Annotated in this window: 17 protein-coding genes; 6 read left to right on the top strand and 11 right to left on the bottom strand. The window is 65.7% G+C overall.

The window, feature by feature from the left end; translation table 11 throughout:
* Positions 1 to 8 precede the first annotated feature (8 nt).
* The 3 genes from I6F09_RS14530 to I6F09_RS14520 form a co-directional block, all read right to left on the bottom strand.
* Entirely contained in the window at positions 9 to 1,808 is a 1,800-nt protein-coding gene (locus I6F09_RS14530; protein ID WP_225188360.1) for an ABC transporter ATP-binding protein, read from the bottom strand.
* Positions 1,809 to 2,157: 349 nt separating this feature from the next.
* Positions 2,158 to 3,744, bottom strand: a complete 1,587-nt coding sequence (locus tag I6F09_RS14525; RefSeq protein WP_225188359.1) for a DHA2 family efflux MFS transporter permease subunit — start codon at positions 3,742 to 3,744, stop codon at positions 2,158 to 2,160.
* Positions 3,745 to 3,946: 202 nt separating this feature from the next.
* Entirely contained in the window at positions 3,947 to 5,260 is a 1,314-nt protein-coding gene (locus tag I6F09_RS14520) for an HlyD family secretion protein (protein WP_225188358.1), read from the bottom strand.
* Positions 5,261 to 5,451: 191 nt separating this feature from the next.
* Here I6F09_RS14520 and I6F09_RS14515 point away from each other — a divergent pair, with 191 nt between their 5' ends.
* Both I6F09_RS14515 and I6F09_RS14510 read left to right on the top strand, forming a co-directional pair.
* The gene (locus I6F09_RS14515) at positions 5,452 to 6,087 is read left to right on the top strand and encodes a TetR/AcrR family transcriptional regulator (RefSeq protein ID WP_225188357.1); all 636 of its coding nucleotides are present in this window, start codon (positions 5,452 to 5,454) and stop codon (positions 6,085 to 6,087) included.
* Between the two features lie 41 nt (positions 6,088 to 6,128).
* Complete coding sequence (locus tag I6F09_RS14510) at positions 6,129 to 6,470, top strand: DUF6665 family protein (protein ID WP_036003457.1); 342 nt, start codon at positions 6,129 to 6,131, stop codon at positions 6,468 to 6,470.
* A gap of 18 nt (positions 6,471 to 6,488) precedes the next feature.
* Here the strand turns inward: I6F09_RS14510 and I6F09_RS14505 are convergent, their stop codons facing one another.
* Positions 6,489 to 7,070, bottom strand: coding sequence for a histidine phosphatase family protein (locus I6F09_RS14505; RefSeq protein WP_225112566.1), 582 nt, complete (start codon positions 7,068 to 7,070; stop codon positions 6,489 to 6,491).
* A 100-nt stretch (positions 7,071 to 7,170) separates the two neighbouring features.
* Positions 7,171 to 8,388, bottom strand: coding sequence for an extensin family protein (locus I6F09_RS14500; RefSeq protein WP_225188356.1), 1,218 nt, complete (start codon positions 8,386 to 8,388; stop codon positions 7,171 to 7,173).
* Positions 8,389 to 8,483: 95 nt separating this feature from the next.
* On the opposite strand from I6F09_RS14500, the gene I6F09_RS14495 reads away from it, so the two are divergent.
* The gene (locus tag I6F09_RS14495; protein ID WP_158284424.1) at positions 8,484 to 8,663 is read left to right on the top strand and encodes a hypothetical protein; all 180 of its coding nucleotides are present in this window, start codon (positions 8,484 to 8,486) and stop codon (positions 8,661 to 8,663) included.
* A gap of 198 nt (positions 8,664 to 8,861) precedes the next feature.
* Here the strand turns inward: I6F09_RS14495 and I6F09_RS14490 are convergent, their stop codons facing one another.
* The gene (locus I6F09_RS14490; RefSeq protein WP_225188355.1) at positions 8,862 to 9,761 is read right to left on the bottom strand and encodes a DUF2147 domain-containing protein; all 900 of its coding nucleotides are present in this window, start codon (positions 9,759 to 9,761) and stop codon (positions 8,862 to 8,864) included.
* A 195-nt stretch (positions 9,762 to 9,956) separates the two neighbouring features.
* On the opposite strand from I6F09_RS14490, the gene I6F09_RS14485 reads away from it, so the two are divergent.
* Both I6F09_RS14485 and I6F09_RS14480 read left to right on the top strand, forming a co-directional pair.
* Complete coding sequence (locus I6F09_RS14485; protein ID WP_225188354.1) at positions 9,957 to 10,733, top strand: DUF2147 domain-containing protein; 777 nt, start codon at positions 9,957 to 9,959, stop codon at positions 10,731 to 10,733.
* Positions 10,734 to 11,009: 276 nt separating this feature from the next.
* The gene (locus tag I6F09_RS14480; protein WP_225188492.1) at positions 11,010 to 12,428 is read left to right on the top strand and encodes a FecR domain-containing protein; all 1,419 of its coding nucleotides are present in this window, start codon (positions 11,010 to 11,012) and stop codon (positions 12,426 to 12,428) included.
* 186 nt (positions 12,429 to 12,614) lie between these two features.
* On the opposite strand, the gene I6F09_RS14475 is transcribed toward I6F09_RS14480, so the two are convergent.
* Positions 12,615 to 13,196, bottom strand: a complete 582-nt coding sequence (locus I6F09_RS14475; protein ID WP_225188353.1) for an NUDIX hydrolase — start codon at positions 13,194 to 13,196, stop codon at positions 12,615 to 12,617.
* Between the two features lie 68 nt (positions 13,197 to 13,264).
* The gene (asd, locus tag I6F09_RS14470; RefSeq protein ID WP_036028430.1) at positions 13,265 to 14,128 is read right to left on the bottom strand and encodes an archaetidylserine decarboxylase; all 864 of its coding nucleotides are present in this window, start codon (positions 14,126 to 14,128) and stop codon (positions 13,265 to 13,267) included.
* A 35-nt stretch (positions 14,129 to 14,163) separates the two neighbouring features.
* On the opposite strand from asd, the gene I6F09_RS14465 reads away from it, so the two are divergent.
* Positions 14,164 to 15,828: an aminotransferase class III-fold pyridoxal phosphate-dependent enzyme gene (locus I6F09_RS14465; RefSeq protein ID WP_225188352.1), complete on the top strand. Its 1,665-nt coding sequence runs from the start codon at positions 14,164 to 14,166 to the stop codon at positions 15,826 to 15,828.
* A 240-nt stretch (positions 15,829 to 16,068) separates the two neighbouring features.
* On the opposite strand, the gene I6F09_RS14460 is transcribed toward I6F09_RS14465, so the two are convergent.
* The 3 genes from I6F09_RS14460 to I6F09_RS14450 all read right to left on the bottom strand — a co-directional run bounded on the left by I6F09_RS14460 (position 16,069) and on the right by I6F09_RS14450 (position 18,624).
* On the bottom strand, positions 16,069 to 16,728 hold the full coding sequence (locus I6F09_RS14460) for a hypothetical protein (protein WP_225188491.1): 660 nt from the start codon (positions 16,726 to 16,728) through the stop codon (positions 16,069 to 16,071).
* Positions 16,729 to 16,848: 120 nt separating this feature from the next.
* The gene (locus tag I6F09_RS14455) at positions 16,849 to 17,538 is read right to left on the bottom strand and encodes a methyltransferase domain-containing protein (protein WP_036003432.1); all 690 of its coding nucleotides are present in this window, start codon (positions 17,536 to 17,538) and stop codon (positions 16,849 to 16,851) included.
* A gap of 33 nt (positions 17,539 to 17,571) precedes the next feature.
* The gene (locus I6F09_RS14450; protein ID WP_057026948.1) at positions 17,572 to 18,624 is read right to left on the bottom strand and encodes a glycosyltransferase family 1 protein; all 1,053 of its coding nucleotides are present in this window, start codon (positions 18,622 to 18,624) and stop codon (positions 17,572 to 17,574) included.
* Positions 18,625 to 18,812 lie beyond the last annotated feature (188 nt).

The following is an 18,812-nucleotide window of genomic DNA, read 5'->3' as shown; positions in this document are numbered from 1 at the left end:
CGCGCGCCTCACTCCGCTGCTGCGATCTGTCCGAGCTCCACCACCTGACGCTCGAACAGGCCGCGATAGATGCCCCCTTGCTTGGCTGCGAGCACCGTATGCGTGCCCTGCTCGACGATCTCGCCGCGGTCGAACACCAGGATGCGATCGAGGCTCCTCACCGTCGACAGCCGGTGCGCGATCACGATCGAGGTGCGCCCCTTCATCAGCCGCTCCATCGCCTCCTGGATCAGCGCCTCCGATTCCGAATCGAGGCTCGAGGTCGCCTCGTCCAGGATCAGCACCGGCGCATCCGCCAGGAAGGCGCGCGCCAGCGCGACGCGCTGCCGCTCGCCGCCCGACAGCTTGACGCCGCGCTCGCCGACCAGGGTGCCGTAGCCCTTCGGCAAGCGCAGGATGAAGTCATGCGCGTTGGCGAGGCGGGCCGCCTGCTCGATCGCGTCAAGGCTGGCACCGGGCCGGCCATAGGCGATGTTCTCGGCGAGCGTGCGGTGAAACAGGATCGGCTCCTGCTGCACGATCGCGATCTGGCTGCGCAGCGATTGCTGCGTGGCGAGCGCGATATCCTGCCCGTCGATCAGCACGCGGCCGCCGGTGACGTCGTAGAGCCGCTGCACCAGCTTGACGAAGGTGGTCTTGCCGGAGCCGGAGCGGCCGACCAGGCCGACCCGCTCGCCGGCGCGGATCCTGACCGACAAGCCGTCGTACAGCGGCACGCGATGGCCGCCATAGTGGAACGTGACGTCGTCGAACACGATCTCGCCGCCCTCGATCGCGATCGGCCGCGCGTCGGCCGCATCGGCAATGCCGATCGGCTCGTCATGGATCGCCACCAGCTCGTCCATGTCGTTGACCGAGCGCTGGAGGTTGTTGATGTGCATGCCGACGTCGCGCAAATAGGCGTGGATGATGTAGTAGCTGGTCAGCACATAAGTCACGTCGCCGGGCGAGGCGTGACCTGACATCCACAGCAGCACCGATCCGCCGATCACGGACGCGCGCAGGCACAGCAGCAAGGAAAGCTGCGACATCGCCGTGTAATTGTAGCGATACCAGGTCCGCCGCACGCGCACGCGCCAGCGGTTGATGACACCGGCGAGCCGCGTGTCCTCGCGCGACTCCGCGCCGAACGACTTCACCACCGCATTGCAGGTCAGCGCGTCCGCCAGCGTGCCGCCGACCTTGGTGTCCCAGGCATTGGAGACGCGGGCGGCCGGCGCGATGTAGCGGGTCGAGAGCACCACCGTGATCGTGACGTAGAAGATCGCCCCGATCGCGATCACCACGCCGAGCGAGGCCCAGTGCATCCCGATCAGGATCATCGAGCCCACCAGCACCAGCAGCGAGGGCGCCAGCGCCATCAGGATGGTGTCGTTGAGCAGGTCGAGCGCCCACATGCCGCGAGTGATCTTCCGCACCGTGGAGCCGGCAAAGGAGTTCGCATGCCAGTCGGTCGAGAAGCGCTGCACGCGGGTGAAAGCCTCTTGTGCGACGTCCGACATGGTTTTGAGCGTGAACGGCACGATCGCCTGCAACCCTGCGAGCCGCAGCACCACCGAGGCCGCGCCCAGCGCCACGATGGCGCCGAACGCGACCAGCGCGGCATGGCGCGCATCGGGATCGGACGGTCCGCGGGTCAACGCATCGACCAGATGTCCGGAGAAGACCGGCATGAACAGGTCGGCGACGGTTGCGCCCAACAGGCCGCCGGCCACGACGAGGCCGCGCACCGGCTGCTTCAGCCAGTGCCGGAAGACGAAGGGCGGCACCACGCGAATGGCGGCGGGCTTCTTTGACAGAGCGGTCATGGCATCATCCGGCCGCTTCGCGCGGGCCGGCTCCATCGATGGACGCGAGTCGGCCCGAAGGCCGCGACGGCGTCACGTAAGACTGACTTTGACTTGGGAAACGAAGCGATCGGGACGCTTGGCCAAAACCTTGGCCCAATCGAAGCTGGCGGAAGAGGCCTCTAACAGGCCGCGTACATACCGAGCCAGAACGTGATCGAGGTCATCATCGAGCGCGGGCGTACGATCTGCGATTGCGACGACATCATGCAAATCTCTCCCCGGTTCGAATGAATGAGGTGCGCTTTATAGATGTGTCGCCAGCCGATTGCAACGGGGCTCGCGCGAGATCACGCACGAGTGTTGCAAATTAGTGCGCGTCGCCGGCCGCGCCGAACGGGGAAGCCGGCTTGTTCAGCAGCGCGACCAGCAGGCTGAGACCGAGATAGAACAGCGCCAGCATGAGGAAGACATCGCCGAAGCTCATCACCACGGCCTGACGATGCACGATCTGGCTGAGCTGCTTCATCGCCATCAGCGCGGAATCGCCGAGCCCCTGGAACTTCTGCATCAACATGGTCAGGGTTTCAGTCGCGGTCGCGTTGCCCCAGGTCACCCGCTCCTGCAGGCGGACGATGTGCAGGTCGGTGCGTTCGTTGAGCACGGTGTTGATGACGGCGAGGCCGACCGCGCCGCCGAGATTGCGCATCAGGTTGAACAGGCCGCTCGCGTTCTTCACCTTCTCGGGCGCGAGCGTGCCGAGCGCGATGTTGTTGGTCGGCACCATCGCGAACATCATGCCGATGCCGCGCAGGATCTGCGGCACCAGCAGCTCGTAGAAATCGTATTCGCGCGTGATAAAGGTCATCTGGTAGGAGCCGATCGCGAACACGATGAGGCCGAATGCGATCATGTAGCGCATGTCGACCTTCGCCATGAGCCGGCCGACCAGCGGCGCGACCAGGAACATGGTGATGCCGGAGACGAACATGGTCTCGCCGATCATCAGCGCGCTGTAGCCGCGCACTTCGGCGAGATACCGCGGGTAGATGTAGGTCAGGCCGTAGAGGCCGATGCCGATGCAGAATTGCAGCGTGCATCCGACGGCGAAATTGCGGTCGGAGAAGGTGCGCAGATTGACGATCGGCTCGGCCGCCGTGAACACGCGCCAGAAGAAGGCGATGGCCGAGAGACCGCTGATCCAGGCGCAGATCGCGACCGACGTGTCCTGCATCCATTGATGTTGCGATCCTTCCTCCAGCACGTATTCCAGCGTGCCGAGAAAGCTCGCCATGAACAATAGGCCCCACCAGTCGAAGCGGTCGAGCAATTCGAAATGCGGCTCGTCGAAATCGACCAGCGCCAGCACACCCAATGTAATGCCGATGCCGGGCGCGACGTTGATGAAGAACAGCCAGTTCCACGACATCAGGTCGGTGATGTAGCCGCCGACCGTCGGCCCGATGGTCGGGGCCAGCGTCGCGACGAGGCCGATGATGGGTCCGACGATGTGGAATTTGGTGCGCGGGAAGACGGTGTAGGCCGAAGCGAACACGGTCGGGATCATGCCGGCGCCGAGAAAGCCCTGCAGCGCACGCCAGAGGATCATCTCCTCGATCGTCGTGGCGAAGCCGCAAAGCAGGCTTGCGGCGGTGAAGCCCGCCGCCGAGATCGCGAACAGCAGCCGCGTGCCGAAGGCGCGCGACAGGAAACCCGACAGCGGGATCGCGATCACCTCGGCGATCAGATAGGCGGTCTGAACCCAGGACACCTCGCTGGAGCTCGCCGACAGCCCGGCCTGGATTTCGCTCAACGAGGCCGAGACGATCTGGATGTCCAGGATCGACATGAACATCCCGAACACCATGATGATGAACGCGAACAGCCGCTTCGGCGCAATGCGCTCCGAAGCGGGATCCGCCATCATGGCAGGTGAAGCGGTGGTGGCGGTGGCCATGTGTCAGTTCGGACTGGAGCGGCGGGCTCTTACCTCTCCCGCTTGCGGGAGAGGTCGACGCGCTCGAAGAGCGCGGCGGGTGAGGGCTTTCTCCTCTTGGGGAGTCTCCCTGGAGGAGACACCCTCTCCCCAGCCCTCTCCCGCAAGCGGGAGAGGGAGCGCACCTGCATTCGGGGCAGCAGCGCGGCTCATGTCATCGCCCCTACTGCGGATGGATCGCGGTGGGATGGTCGAGGTCGACCTCGCTGTCGGCGTCGGCGGCGCCCTTGTTGGTGTCGACGGTGGCGTAGACCGACATGCCGGCGCGGAGCAGGTTCTGCTTCGCCACCGATTTGGGCACGCGAATGCGGACCGGCACGCGCTGCACGATCTTGGTGAAATTGCCGGTGGCGTTGTCAGGCGGCAGCAGCGTGAATACCGAACCCGCGCCGGCCGCGATGCTGTCGACCACGCCGGAAAACTTGCGCATGCCATAGGCATCGACCTTGATCGTCACCGGCTGTCCCGGGCGGATGCGCTTGAGCTGCGTCTCCTTGAAATTCGCGTCGATATAGACCTCGTCCAGCGGCACGATGTTGCCGAGGCGCTGGCCGACCGCGACGAAGTCGCCGGTGTTGACCAGGCGGTTCGAGAACGTGCCGTTGACCGGCGCGCGCACCGCGGTGAAGCCGAGGTCGCGCTCGGCCTTGGCCAGCGTGGTCTTGAGCTCGGCAAGCTGGGCCTGCGCTTCGGCCTGCTGCGCCCTGGCGACGTCGACATTGCTGACGGCAACCTCAAAGGCGGCCTTTGCAGCCTTGACCGCGGCGGCGCCCTGGTCGCGTCCGGCCTCCGAGCTTTCGAAGGTGGCGCGCGAGGCAAAGCCCTTGCTGCTCAGCGCCTGCTGGCGCTCGTAATCGAGGTCGGCGCGCTTGAGGCCCGCTTCCGCGGAGACGAGCTGCGCCTTGGCCTGGGCGACCTGGCTGTCGAGTGCGGCGACCTGGCGGCCGATGCGATCGATGGTGGTCTGCTGGGTCGCGATCTTGGTCGCGGCGGCTTGGACCGCGATCCTGTAATCGCCGTCGTCGATGCGGAAGATGATGTCGCCGGCCTGGACGGGCGTGTTGTCGCCGGCGAGGATCGCGGAGATATGGCCGGCAACGCGCGCGCCGAGCATGGTGTTGTTGGCGCGGACATAGGCATCGTCGGTCGAGATGTAGAAGCGGCCGACCAGCGTGTAATAGCCGGCATAGCCCGCAACGGCGAACGCGAGCGCGAGGCCGAGGCCGGTCAGGACGAATTTGCGCTTGCCGGATTTGGGCGCAGCGGCGGCGGGCGCTTCCGCCCCGGGTGCCGGCGGCTTGTCGGTCACCGGACTCTCCGGCGCCTCGCGGGTCGGACGCTTCGCCTCCTCGGCGACATGAGGGCGCAGTTGCTCGGCAGGGAGTGCGGATGCCTCGGAGCCAGGATCGCCGCCCGCCTGGCCCTCCACCGCTTCCTGGCGAAGGACGCGAGCCGTCTGGTCTCTCGATGCGGCCATCCAGGCCTCCCCACAAACGCAACCGAGGGCGCCCGCTGTTGCGGGCGGTCTCCTCGCTACATCTCAAATACCATTGACCGAACGGTTCGGTCAATATAGAGATTATGTCCTGCAGACCTTAATGCCGCGAATCCTTCGTTGGCGTTTCATGGCCCTGATCCGAACCAAAAAGCTTCCGAGACCCTAAACCAATGGTTGTAGCTGCCGGCGAACAATTGCACGTCGTCCCGGACGAGGACAATTCCAAGCGCCGCCAGATTCTGGACGGTGCCCGCAAGGTGTTCATGGATCTTGGCTTCGACGGCGCCAGCATGGGCGAGATCGCCCGCGCCGCGCAGGTCTCCAAGGGCACGCTCTACGTCTATTTCGCCGACAAATTCGCGCTGTTCGAAGCCATCGTCGAACAGGAGGCGCTCCAGCATGGCCAGGTCGTGTTCAGTTTCGATCCCGACCGCGAGGCCGAGACCACGCTGAAGGAGTTCGGCCTCGCCTATCTTCACCTGGTCTGCCGCCCCGGTGGCGGATCCGCGATCCGCACCGTCATGGCGATCGCCGAGCGCATGCCGGATGTCGGCCGCCGTTACTATGCGCGCGTGCTGGACAAGAGCATCAAAAGCCTCTCCGCTTATCTGAAGGCCCGTGTCGCCTCGGGCGATCTCGCGATCGACGATTGCGATCTCGCCGCCTCGCAGTTCATGGAGCTCAGCAAGGCCTCGCTGTTCCTGCCCTTCGTGTTCCAGGCGGCGCCCGCGCCGTCGGAACAGCGCATGAGTGCGGTGGTCGAGAGCGCAACGCGGATGTTCCTGGCGGCGTATAAGGCGAATTAGCCGCGCGTTGCGCCTGTGGGCCGGGCGGCTATATTGCGGCCATGTCTCGTGATCTTCGCCCGCCGGTCGACATCCTCCACTACGAGATCGTCCAGGAACAGGCTTCGGCGCTTGGACGGATGGGCCGCGCCCTCGAACAGAGCCTGTCGCGCTTGCGCGAGTTCGACGCCGCCCACGCAGCGACCGATGTGCCGGAAGCGATGCAACCGGCCAGGCGCAAGCTGGTGCTGGAAGCCGGCCAGGCGCTTTGGATGTTCGTGGTGCAACGCGAGGCGTCCGGCTTGCGCGACAGCCGCCACATCATGCGCACCTACAACGTCCCGGGTGAGGTGCAGCGCTGCATGGGATTGGCACCCGCGCCGCGGAAGCCGGCCGCCGGATGAACTCCGGCTCCGCTGAGCTCAAGTCCCGACTTCTTCCATTGCGCGCCACCCGTGCAGGACGCGCCGCCCCTCCCGCGCGAACGCAAAGCAGTTGCCGCCGCCGGCGGGCTGATCGTGGATGCGGGCGATGGGATGGCCCGCAATGTGGCAGAACAGCAGCGTGCCGACTGCGCCGTGGCCGACGAACAGGACGTCGCCGGGACGATGTCGCGCCAGCACCGCCTCAGCCTCGCGCACGATCCGCGCCTGTGCATCCGCGGCACGCTCCCAGCCGCGCACGCTGAGATGAGGCGCGGCGAAGAACTGGTCGGCGACGGCTTCGAACTCGGCCGGCTTCAGGAAGCCGGTCGCCGAACGGTCGTTCTCGTGCATGGCCTCGCGGATCTCGATCATCAGTCCGAGACGAGCGGCAATGATGTCGGCGGTCTCGATCGCCTTCCGCTCGCCGCTGGAGACGATCTGCGTCGTGCTTGCGAGCCAGCCTGCATTCGCCAAAGCTTCGGTGCGCGCGCGACCCACCGCGCTCAGGCCCCATTGCGGCACCGGCACATCGGGATCGATTTGCACCTGCGGGTGGGTGAGATAGCGGACGATAGACATTGCCTTTGACGCGATCGTAGCCCGCATGGAGCGAAGCGGAATGCGGGGACAGTTTTTCCCGGATTGCGCTTCGCTCCATCCGGGCTACTGGCAAATCGGGCTATTCGTCGATATAGTCGTCGTCTTCCCGCTTGTGCATCGTGCTCTTGCGAGCACCGAGCGAACCGGTCACCGACGGCTCGCGCCCGCTCGCATAGGGTCTGCGCGATTGCGCGCGCGAGGCGACCTCTTCGCCCGACACCGCGGCCGGCTGGCAGATCAGGCGGCGGCTGGCGCGGCGCATCAGATCGACATGGATGTGATCGTAGTGAAAGACGTTGGAGCCCGGCGCCAGCACGGTCGTGAAGTGCGCGCAGGCCCCAGCCTGCACGTCGCGCAGGAAGCCCTGCTCTTCCGGCATGCCGCGCCAGCCGTCCTTGATGGTGATGCGGCGGCCGTCGGCGAGCACGAAGGCGGAAATGTCGAGGGCGTTGCCGAAGGCGTGCTCCGAAATATGGGCCCGCGAATTGCCGTTCATCCCGCGGCAGGAATAGGCGGAGATCTGCTTGATCTCGGCGACGCGCACGCCGAACCAGCGCATCGCCGACGGCTGCACGGTGTCGGCGAGCCAGCGGTCGAGCTCGGACACGATCGGACAGGCGAGCGTCGCGGTCGGCTTGATCGCGACGGGACCGACGCTCGTGACGGGATTACCCTGCGCAGGACCAAGGCGCGGCAGCGGCTGCTGCGCCGGCGCCTGCGAGTAAGGCGCCGGACGAGCCGGATAGCTCGGTGTGTTCATGTAGCGCGCCGCCCCCGCGGCATCGGTGCCCTCCGGCGGCAGATCGATCTCGTCCTCCTGCGCGGCCACGCCGGGTGCGTTGAGCGACATCGGCCCGGACGACGTGCCGTAGCCGGCGGGCTGGCGCACCGCGCTCGCGGGATAGTTCGAGCGCTGCGGATAGGACGATGCCGGATAGGACGATGTTGGATAGCCTTGGCTCTGCGGATAATTCGACTGCGGCTGCACCGGCCAACGCGGCTGGTTGCCGATGCTGCCGGGCGGACGCAGCGCCTCGTCGGCAAAGCCATAGGTGCCGGAGGCTTCGCCGATGGCGGCGACCTTGAGCGGAAACTCGGCGCCGCAGCTGCCAGGCCCGGAGATCGGGTCGATGCGGACGATGTCCGCGCTTTCCTTGACTGCGCCCGATTTCAGGCATGCGGCTTCTGCCTCGGCCCGCCAGGGTTCGCGTTCGGCCTGGAAGAAGCCGCGACCGCAACCCGCCAGCGAAACAAGGACGATGGAGCCGACGAGATACAAACGAACTCCGCGCGTCATGCACGCACGTTCGATGAATTTACTTAAAGACTCTTCAACGTGTTGATTTCAGTGTTCTTTAACCATACCGGGCGCGGCGGCACCGGTTGCTGCCGATGACGAGCGACAGCGAGCCTGACTTTTTCGAAAAGAGACTTTCTGTTAACCATAAGGGCTGCGCGCCAAGCAGCGCGCACCGAGGGAGCGACCTCATGACGTTCGCCGGCAGATTGAGCGTGATCACCGCCTACCTCGCCATGGCCTTCGTCGGCGCCATCGTGCTCGGGATGATTTAGACTCAAAGCACACAGTGACTCTCTTCCCTTCTCCCCTTGTGGGAGAAGGTGGCGCGCGAAAGCGCGACGGATGAGGGGTTCTATCCTCGCGGCACAGTGCTTGTGGAGACAACCCCTCACCCAAGTGAATTCGTGTCGACCAGCGGAGCTGCCCTCTCCCACAAGGGGCGAGGGCACAACAATGCGCATCGCCGCGAGCTACGACCGCGCGCTCCATTGAGGTGACGTCGTGATCAGCTCCTCCCGCGGCGCTTCGACCCGCGTCCAGTCGTTGCCGGAGCACCAGAAGCGGCCGAGCGCGCAGGCTTCGACGTGCAGCTTGCCGGAGCTCTTCAGCGTCATCGTGGCGTAGTAGGTGTTGCCGCTGGAGCGGCTGTAGATGCTGCCGGTCCAGACATTGTGCTTCTTCGGCTTCATGTGGACGAGCACGCTCTCGCCGCGGCTCGACGCTTCACTGAGCGCGTAACCGCACAACGCAGCTCCACAGCGCTCGATGCGGACCGTGCCCTTGGCGCCGGCGCTCTCCCATTCGCCGAGCAGCGCGTGGCCCGGGTCAGTGCTGATCTGCGCCACCGCTGCGGTCTGATTGATCTCGGTGCTCGGAACGATGACCGGCGGCTCGATGCGCGGCGGTTCGAGCGCGGCGGTCTTCGGCTGATCGGTGCGCTCCAGATCAACCCGCGGCGGACCGGGGCTCAACGTCTCCAGTCTCGAAATCTCCAAGCTTGGCGCCGGCGGCGGTGCAACGGGCTGCGACGACGCCGCGGCAAGAACGGGAGGCGCCGGTGGCGGCACCACCACAGCCGCTTGTGGCGGCTTGACCGCTGCCGCCGGACAAGCCGGCTGCGGCGCCTGGACCATCAGCGCGGGCGCCGGCTGCGCAGTTCGTGCCGTGCTCACATCCTCCGTCGGCCTGAGGCTGCGCTTGGGAGCCACCGTAATACAGGACGCGGCTCGGCAATTGCGCGGCGCCTCGACATGGAACCGGCTGCCGCCGATCGAGAACGTGTAGGAGCCGGCCTGCGCCGTCGGCGCGACCGCCAGCAGCGCGATAGATGTGGCAAGACAAGTGGCAAGCCAGGTTGCAAGCCGCTGCATCTGCGTTTCCCTCGGTGTCGCGACGACGTTACGCCGCGCAGGCGAGGCTGAATGTGCGCTGCATCACCCAGGCGTTGTTCGCTCGTTGTGACGCCCATCACAGAACGCCCGACCGCCGCGGCGTAGGGTCGAACCACGCTTCATTCACCAGCGACACCAGTCCATATCGGGACCGCGCTATTTTCGGAGGTTGTCATGAACAAGCTCTCCATCGCCGCCACCGCCCTCTTCCTGGCTTCGACCGCCGCCGCGCATGCCGGCAATTCGATCTCGTTCCAGATCGAGGGCCAGCACATCCGCATCGAGACGCCGCGAAACTGCGCTTCGCTCAATTGCGTGACCATCGTCGCGCCGGGCCTGTCGGACAAGCCGATCAAGCTGAACAACATCAACCTCAAGGGTCTTGGCGGCTCCAAGGACGATGACGACGACACCACGCCGGCTCCGGCGCCCACGACGGCGCAACCCATGCCGGCTCCCGTGCAGCAGCAGCCCGTGCCGCAGGCGCCGGCGCCGGCAGCGCCAGCCGCGCCCGCTGCCCCAGCCGCGACTGTTGCCGCCGCTCCCTCTATCGGCTTCGACAATTCGCAGCCTGCTCCTGTTGCTGCGCCTGCCCCTGTTGCCGCCCCCGCTCCCGTCGCCGCGGCTCCCGCGCCGGCTCCGGTGGCTGCCGCGCCCGTGGCCGCAGCGAACTCGCCGATCGGCATCTGGGCGACCGAAGAGAACAAGGGCAATGTCCGCGTCGAGCAGTGTGGCGCCAATCTCTGCGGCTTTGCCGAGAAGACAAATGAGCGCATCCTGATCAACATGAAGCCCGAAGGATCGAAGTGGAGCGGCCGCATTCGCGATCCCAACTCCGGACGCAATTACGACTCCACGATCTCGATGAAAGGTCCGAACGTGATGCGCGTGCAGGGCTGCGCCTTCGGCGGCATGTTCTGCGGCGGCCAGACCTGGAAGCGCGTGAGCTGACACCGAAGCGCGTCGCGAAACGTACACAACTCTTCGTCATGCCCGGGCTTGTCCCGGGCATCCACGTTCTTCGTGCCGCAATCAAGACGTGGATGGCCGGGCCTTCGCCGCGCCGTAGCGGCTTCGGCCGCGCCGGCGGGACAAGCCCGGCCATGACGGCGAGAGGATAGCTAGCCCTTTGCCCCGGCGACAGACGTTCATCCACCATTCAGCCACACCCCGTTGAGATCGCCCGATCTCGCCTCACGCTCTCACCGGGACTTCCTCGTGACATCAATGCTGGCCTGGCGCCGCTTCGTGTTCGCGCTCGTGCTGCCGGCATTGACGCTGGCTGGCAGCAGCGTGGCTCGTGCATCCGAGACGATCGAATTCGCACAGGCGCAGCCGCAAGCTCAGCCAACGCCCGCGCCTTCCCCGACGCCGTCGGCTACCCCGACACCGGTCGCAGACGCACAGCTTGCCGCCATCGAGCCGATCGGCAACGTCGCGACCGTGACGGGGATCGCGACCGTGATCCGCGACAAGAATTCCTATCCGCTGCGCGTGCGCGACGATATCTATCTCAACGACATCGTGCAGACCTCGTCGAACTCCGCGCTCGGCATCACCTTCAACGACGCCACCACGTTTAACCTCTCGGCCAGCGCGAAGATCACCATCGACAATTACGTCTATGACGACGGCGGCAAGCAGAATTCGGCGATCTTCGACGTCGGCAAGGGCACGGTTGCCTTCGTGGCGGCCGCGGTGGCGAAGACGGGCGACATGAAGATCACGACGCCGACGGCAACGCTCGGCATCCGCGGCACCACCGGGGTCGTCGACGTGCCCGAAGGGGCGGCGGCGAACCGGGCGCGCAACGTCAACATCAAGCTCTATCCCGACGCCGACGGCCGGGTCGGCCACATCGATGTCGAGGAACGCGCGAGCGGCGCGCGGCTCGGCGCGCTGACGCAAGCCGCGAGCGGCTTTGCGATCCGAGCGGGCGCAGCCACGGCCGGCGGCATGCGCTTTGCTGCCGTGCCGATCATAATTCCCGCGCAGCAGATCGCGCGCGACCGCGGCTTCGTCGGCCAGGTGCATCTGGCGCAGACTGCGGGCCGGCAGATCGTCATCGAGCAGCGCGACTTCCGTCGCGCCAATCCGGCTGCGCTCAGCCGCATTCCGCGGCCGGCACAACCGCCGCAGCAGCAACAATTGCGGCCGACGACGACCCCAGGGCAATTGCCGCAGCAACCGAACGGGCAGCGTCAGGATAACCGTCCGGGTCAGCAGCAGCCGGGCACGCCGGGCCGGAAGGGACTACAGCAAGGCGTGCAGCCGCCGCAGCGGCAGGGACAAGGACAGCACGGCGGCGCGGTGCAGCCGGGCATGCCGCGTGCCGGGCAGCCGCAACACTTGCAACCGCAGCCCGGCCAGCCGCGAGGTGCCGGCCGTCCACGCGTACCGCAGACCCTGCCGCAGCGTGGTGGACAGATTCAGCCCGGAGGAATCGTGCCGCCGCAACCGGGCGGGACACAGCAAACAGGTCCGCAGCAGCCATTGCCGCGCACAGGATTGCAACCGGGCCAGCCTCCGGCTCAACAACCAGGTATGCAGCGCCCCGGCGGCTTCCAGCCACGCCTCCCCGCCGCGCAACGTCCCGCAGGGCCGCACAGACCCGCGCCCGCTCCGAAGGAGAAGGAGCGGCGGTAGTCTTCCTTCTCCCCTTGTGGGAGAAGGTGGCGCGAAGCGCCGGATGAGGGGTTCTATCCACTCGCCGGACCCGCTCGTGAGGATAGAGACCCCTCACCCGTCTCGCCGCTATTGCGGCGAGCCACCCTCTCCCACAAGGGGAGAGGGTGCACCTTCAATGCCGCACTGAAATTGCGCGTAAGTAACTCACGCTTCGCCGCGCAGCCAAGCCTTCACCTTCCGCAACAGGCCGTGCCGCAATTCATCGACGGATGCTGCTTCCGCAGGTGTCAGCGTCTGCAAAGATGCATGGGTGTCGTCTTTCGCCAACGGCGACACCGGCTCGGAAACCTGCTCCGGGGCGAACAGAGGCGCCAGCCCTGCCGCCGCGAGCGCGATCGGTCCGATCTGAGTCAGGAAGACGCGTTCGTACTCGCGCGACAGACGGGCGATCGCGTCGTCCAGCGTCAGCCAGTCGACCGCCTTGATGTCGTTCATCAGCTTGCGGACCGGCCCGCCGTCGGCCTCCATCCTCCAGTAATGCACGACCTTGGAGCGCCCGCCGGACTGATAGACCAGCGTGCCCAGAAATTCGTGCACGGCCACGTCGTGGCCGGTCTCCTCCAGCACCTCGCGATGCGCGGCTTCCCTCGGCGTCTCGCCGTCATCGAGCTTGCCCTTGGGCAGGACCCATTCGTTGCGCTTGCGCTGGCGCACGACTGCAACCAGCGGCACCGGCGCGCGCCGCAACACAATACCACCCGCCGCCATGACCGGCGCCCGCGCCATCGTCACATCCGTATCGATCGAATCGTCCCCGCCCGACGATATAGGCGGCGGGGGCGGCGGATTGAAGGCTACTTTCTCCTGAGCAGCGCTTGACCGGCCCGAATGCGTGTGCCCTCGGCAATGCCGTCGCAGAAGGAGAAATCGCCGGGCGCGAGGATGATGATGGTCGAGCCGTGCTCGAACCAGCCGAGCTCCTCGCCTTTGCTCACGTTGACGTCGCAGGGAAAATTGACCGAGCCGCGCGTCTGCGCGTTCAGCACCATGTCGAGGAAGTGCAAGCGGATGCTCGCGACCAGGATCGCCGCCACCGGGACCAGCGTCACGGCTTCGCCGGTCGACAAATGCGTGCGGATCACCGCGCGCTCGTTCTTGCAGAACAGGCGCTCGACGCGCTTGAGCGCGATCGGGTTGACGTTCCAGACGTCGCCATGGATCAGCGTGACCCGCTCGATGTGCGCGTCATAAGGCGCATGGAAGCGGTGATACATGCTCGAGGTCAGCCGCAGCGTAACGAAAGAGCCGTTGCGGTGCTGCTCGACCAGCGCGGAATCGCCGACGAGATCGAGCAGCGAATAGGGCGCGCCCTTGACCTGGAACAGCTCGGTGTCCGCGATTTTCCCGTGAGCGCCGACGATGCCGTCCGAGGGGCTCGCCACCACTGCAGGATCAGGATCGAACGGCCGCAGGCCCGGCTTCAGCTCCCGGGTGAAGCAGTCGTGCAGACTCTTGAACTGCGTCTTGCGCGCCTCCGACAGATCGAGGTCGGAGAACAGCTTCCACAGCGCGATCGAGAAGTCCCGCACCAGGGCATTCTCGATCTTGGAGAACCAACCCATGAAGCGGGTCAGCGCCGCGCGGGGGATGCGGTTGGTCAACAGGAAGTTGAGATCTTCCTGCTGGGTGAAAGAGGCGATGAGGGCTTTGACTGTCATGAATCTGTCAGCTCACAGGTTTAGCGCTTGTTGTCATGGAAACGACACTCCCGATTCTCTCGATGTCCGTGGCCGCCGCAGCGTCCGCTGCCGCCGTCCTCCCGAAGATCAAGGCGCGGGTCGAACTGTCCCGCGCCAAGCACCGCTCGCTCGCCGGCCACTCCAAGATGTCGCGTCGGGTGGCGCGGCTGCTGCCGTTCTACGAGTTCGAAGGTGATCGATACTTCGCCTGCGACGGCGCGCCGGCCAACATCGCAGCGCAACGCAAGGACGCCTTCTTCCGCCTCGCCCGCCTCTACGCCGAGCGCTACCCCAAAGGGCGCGCGATGACGAAGCAAGCGGCGGAGACGATCTCCGACCTGAACTTCACCGAAAGCTACCGCGTGCCGTTCCAGTTCTCGCGTCTCGTCCGCGAGCATCTGGGCACGTCGACCTTCATGGAATCCTCGCGCGGCGTCACCGTCACCGACGTTGACGGCAACACTGCTTACGACCTCACAGGATCCTACGGCGTCAACATCTTCGGCAACGACTTCTACAAGGAGTGCATCGAGGGCGCCGAGAAGCGCGCGCATGCGCTCGGCCCCGTGCTCGGCCCCTACCATCCCGTCATCCTCGAGAATGTGCAGCGGCTTTGCCAGATCTCTGGCCTCGACGAGGTCTCGTTCCACATGTCCGGCACCGAGGCCGTGATGCAGGCGGTGCGGCTGGCGCGCTACCACACCAAGCGCACGCACCTGGTTCGTTTCGCCGGCGCCTATCACGGCTGGTGGGGCGACGTGCAGCCCGGCGTCGGCAATCCCATTCCTGCGCATGAGACCTACACCCTCGCGGAAATGTCGGAGAAGACGCTTTACGTGCTGAAGACGCGCAAGGACATCGCCTGTGTGCTGGTCAATCCGCTGCAGGGCCTGCATCCCAACGCCAACGCGCCCGGCGATTCCTCGCTGGTCGATAGCTCCCGTGGCGGCAATTTCGATCGCGCGGCCTACACCGAATGGCTGAAGAAGCTGCGCGAGGTTTGCAGCGAGCGCGGCATTGTCCTGATCTTCGACGAGGTCTTCGTGGGCTTCCGCCTCGCCGCCGGCGGCGCCCAGGAATATTTCGGCGTCAAGGCCGACATGGTGACCTACGGCAAGAGCCTCGCCGGCGGCCTGCCGGTCGGCGTGGTCTGCGGCAAGCGCGAATTGATGCGCCGCTTCCGCGACGACCGCCCCGCCGACATCTGCTTCGCCCGCGGCACCTTCAACTCGCACCCCTACGTCATGACGGCGATGGACGAGTTCCTGAGCCGCCTCGCCAGCCCGAACTTCCGCGCCGTCTATGATGGGCTGGAAGAGACCTGGAATGGGCGCGTGAACAAGCTCAACTGGATGATGCAGGATGCCGACCTCCCGGTGCGCTTCGCCAACTTCTCCTCGATCTGGACGGTGAAATACACGACGCCCTCCCGCTACAATTGGATGCTGCAATATTACCTGCGCGCCGAGGGATTGGCGCTGAGCTGGGTCGGCACGGGACGGCTGATCTTCAGCCTCAACTACACCGACGCCGACTTCACCGAAGTCGCCGACCGCTTCGTCCGCGCCGCGCAGAAGATGAAGGCCGACGGCTTCTGGTGGCACGATGGCGTGCTCACCAACAAGCAGATCAAGCGCCAGATCCTGAAAGAGATGCTGGCCAAGCGCTTCGGGCGCTGAGGCCGGTCCTACCACCCTCACTGTCATTCCGGGGCGGTCCGCAGGACCGAACCCGAAATCTCGAGATTCCGGGTTCGATGCTTCGCATCGCCCCGGAATGACGGGATTTGTGGCCGCGCTCGATGCCACTACCCCGCGCGCGGGGAGAGACGAAAAAACCGCCAACACGTGGATGCCCGGGACAAGCCCGGGCATGACGTAGCCATTAGACATCGAAGCGTGTCGCGTGCGCGGCGCGCGTCAAGCGTGCTGCTCTTCGAGCACGGGCTCGTCGATGAAGCCCAGCGTGTGCTCGGGATTGAGGTGCAGGCCGGGATCCATCAGCTCGCCGCGCATCAAAGCGAGCGGAGCACCGCGATAGAGGATCAAATCGTGGAACGGATCGGTCAGGATCTTGGTCATCCAGACGAGGCCGGTCTCGACGTCGCGGATGAAGAACAGATGCACGGTGCGGAACAGCAGGCCGCCGCCGCCGACCACGAGCCAGATCTTCGCCACCTGCCGCATGAAGTCGGTCGCGCTCTGCCAGGGCGTGAAGATGCCGAACAGGGTGGGATCGACGACCAGCACCAGCGGCGACAGCGCCCAGATCGCCATCAGCACCACTTTGCGCTGCAAATTGTAGCCGACCTTGATCTCTTCCTTGTACTCGTGCGTCGCCTGATTGATGTGGTCGTAGGTGTGCGGCTCGAAGAAGAAATGGCCGGCCTGGCGCGAGGTCATCGACACCAGCCAGCCGACCAGCGCGGAGACGACGGGATCGATGAACAGCCAGACATAGGCGAAGAGGAAGCTCAGCGCGCTGACGAAGTGCAGGCTCTGATTGATGCGGCTGTGGTGATAGTAGCGATGGTCGTCCCAGCGCTGGATCCGCAGCTGCTCGAGATAGTTCTTGATCATGCTCATCCCCAAAATGCTTTCGGGTTCAGGATTTACAGAGATTCGATGTAGGCCGTGTGACATCATCATTTTGTCATGTGACGATGTGCAGCGGCGCGATGACGCACGCGACGCGTGAGCTCAAGCCGCCTTGGCGACGTCGACCTTGCGGAAGCGCACCAGCGAGAAGTGTCCCAGCGGCGGAATCAAGCGGCGCTCGGCAAGCTCGATCCCGTGCGCGCCGGCGAGCCATTTGGCGTAGCGCGACCAGGCGAACTCGGCGGTGCGGAAGCCGAGCGGACGCACCACCGGCTGCAGCTTCTGCTCGATGAAGCGGCGCATGCCGGTGTCGGCGCTGACGCGGGTGAGGATGATCAATTCGCCGCCCGGACGCAGCACGCGGGCGAATTCGTCGAGCGCCTTCTCCGGGTTCGGCACGGCGGTGACGACGTATTGCGCCATCACGACGTCGAAGGAATTATCGGGGAATTCGAGCTTCTCGGCGTCCATCACCGCGAGGCCCTCGACGTTCTTCAGCTTCTGCTCCGTCACGCGGCGGCGCGCCTTGTCCAGCATCGCTTCCGAAATGTCGGTGCCGAAGATGCGCAGGTTCGGCGCGTAGAGCGGCAGCGAGATGCCGGTGCCGACGCCGACCTCGAGCACGCGGCCGCCGATCTTGTTGGTGGCCGCGATCGCCGCCTGCCGGCCCTTGGCGAACACGCCGCCGAACACGAGATCGTAGACCGGCGCCCAGCGGTCATAGGCCTGCTCGACCGTGCCGCGCGTGAGGTCGAGCTGCTGGGTGCCGTCAAGGTTCATGATCTTAGCCATCGATGAGGTTCTCGCTGTGGTTCGAATAAACGGTCAGCCGCGCACCGGCCGCCGCGCCATGCGAGGCGAGGCGCGCAAGGAGCGGCTGGGCTGCAGTGAGGTGAGGTTGCCGACGAACTGGCGCGCGCTGTTCTCCCAGGAGCGCTCCAGCGCGAAGTTGCGGCAGGTCTCGCGTGACATCGTGAGCGCGCGCAGGCAGGCGGTGCGCAGATCGTGGTCGATCGCGCCGATCGGGTGATCGGCAATGACGTCCTTCGGGCCCGTGACCGGAAACGCCGCAACCGGCGTGCCGCAGGCGAGCGCCTCGAGCTGCACCACGCCGAAGGTGTCGGTCAGGCTCGGAAACACGAATACGTCGGCCGCGGCGAGATGCGCGGTGAGATCCGCCCCCTTCTTCTCGCCGAGGAAGACTGCGTCCGGATATTTCTTCTCCAGCGCCGCCTTCTGCGGGCCGTCGCCGACCACGACCTTGGTGCCGGGCAGGTCGAGCGAGAGGAACGCTTCGAGATTCTTCTCCACCGCCACGCGCCCCATCGTCATGAAGATCGGGCGCGGCAGGTCGAGCTGTGCCGGAGCGTCGGGATGAAACAGCCCGGTGTCGACGCCGCGCGTCCAGAAGCCGAGCCGCTTGAAGCCGCGCTCGGACAGCTCCTGCCGCAGCGAGGGCGTCGCAACCATGGTCATGGCGGCGGCATCGTGGAAGTGGCGCAGCACCGCATAGCCGACGCCCGCCGGGATGCCGGTCCGCACCGAGACGTATTCCGGAAAGCGCGTCGTGTAGGAGGTGGTGAAGGCGAGCCGGTTGCGGCGGCAATAGGCGCGCGCCGCCCAGCCGATCGGGCCCTCGGTCGCGATATGCAGCGCCTCTGGCGCGGCCTTCTCGATCCGCCGCGCGATCTCCTTCGCCGAAGGCAGCGCAAAGCGCAGGCCCGGATAGGTCGGCAGCGGCCAGGACGGAAAGCCGTCGGGGGTGAGGAAGTCGATCTCGACGTCGAGGGTCTTGGCCGCATTCGCCAGGGAGGTCAGGGTTCGGACCACACCGTTGACCTGGGGATGCCAAGCGTCCGTCGCGATTAATACCCGCATGGGAAAATCCCGAGAGTTTGATGATTCTCAGGCATCGACCATCAACGAAGGATATTTCAGGCGTGTGACGTCACAGAAGTGTCGGCGCGCTGTTTTGTTCGTTAACGAGCCGGCGGGGCCACGAAACTGTCATGAAACAATTCTTGCCGCCGTGAAACCGTTTTCGGTTTTCCGCGCAAATGTCCCGA

This window comes from Bradyrhizobium sp. IC3195 (assembly GCF_020193585.1).
Taxonomy (GTDB): Bacteria; Pseudomonadota; Alphaproteobacteria; order Rhizobiales; family Xanthobacteraceae; genus Bradyrhizobium; species Bradyrhizobium yuanmingense.
This window is presented reverse-complemented; position numbering and strand designations above follow the sequence as displayed.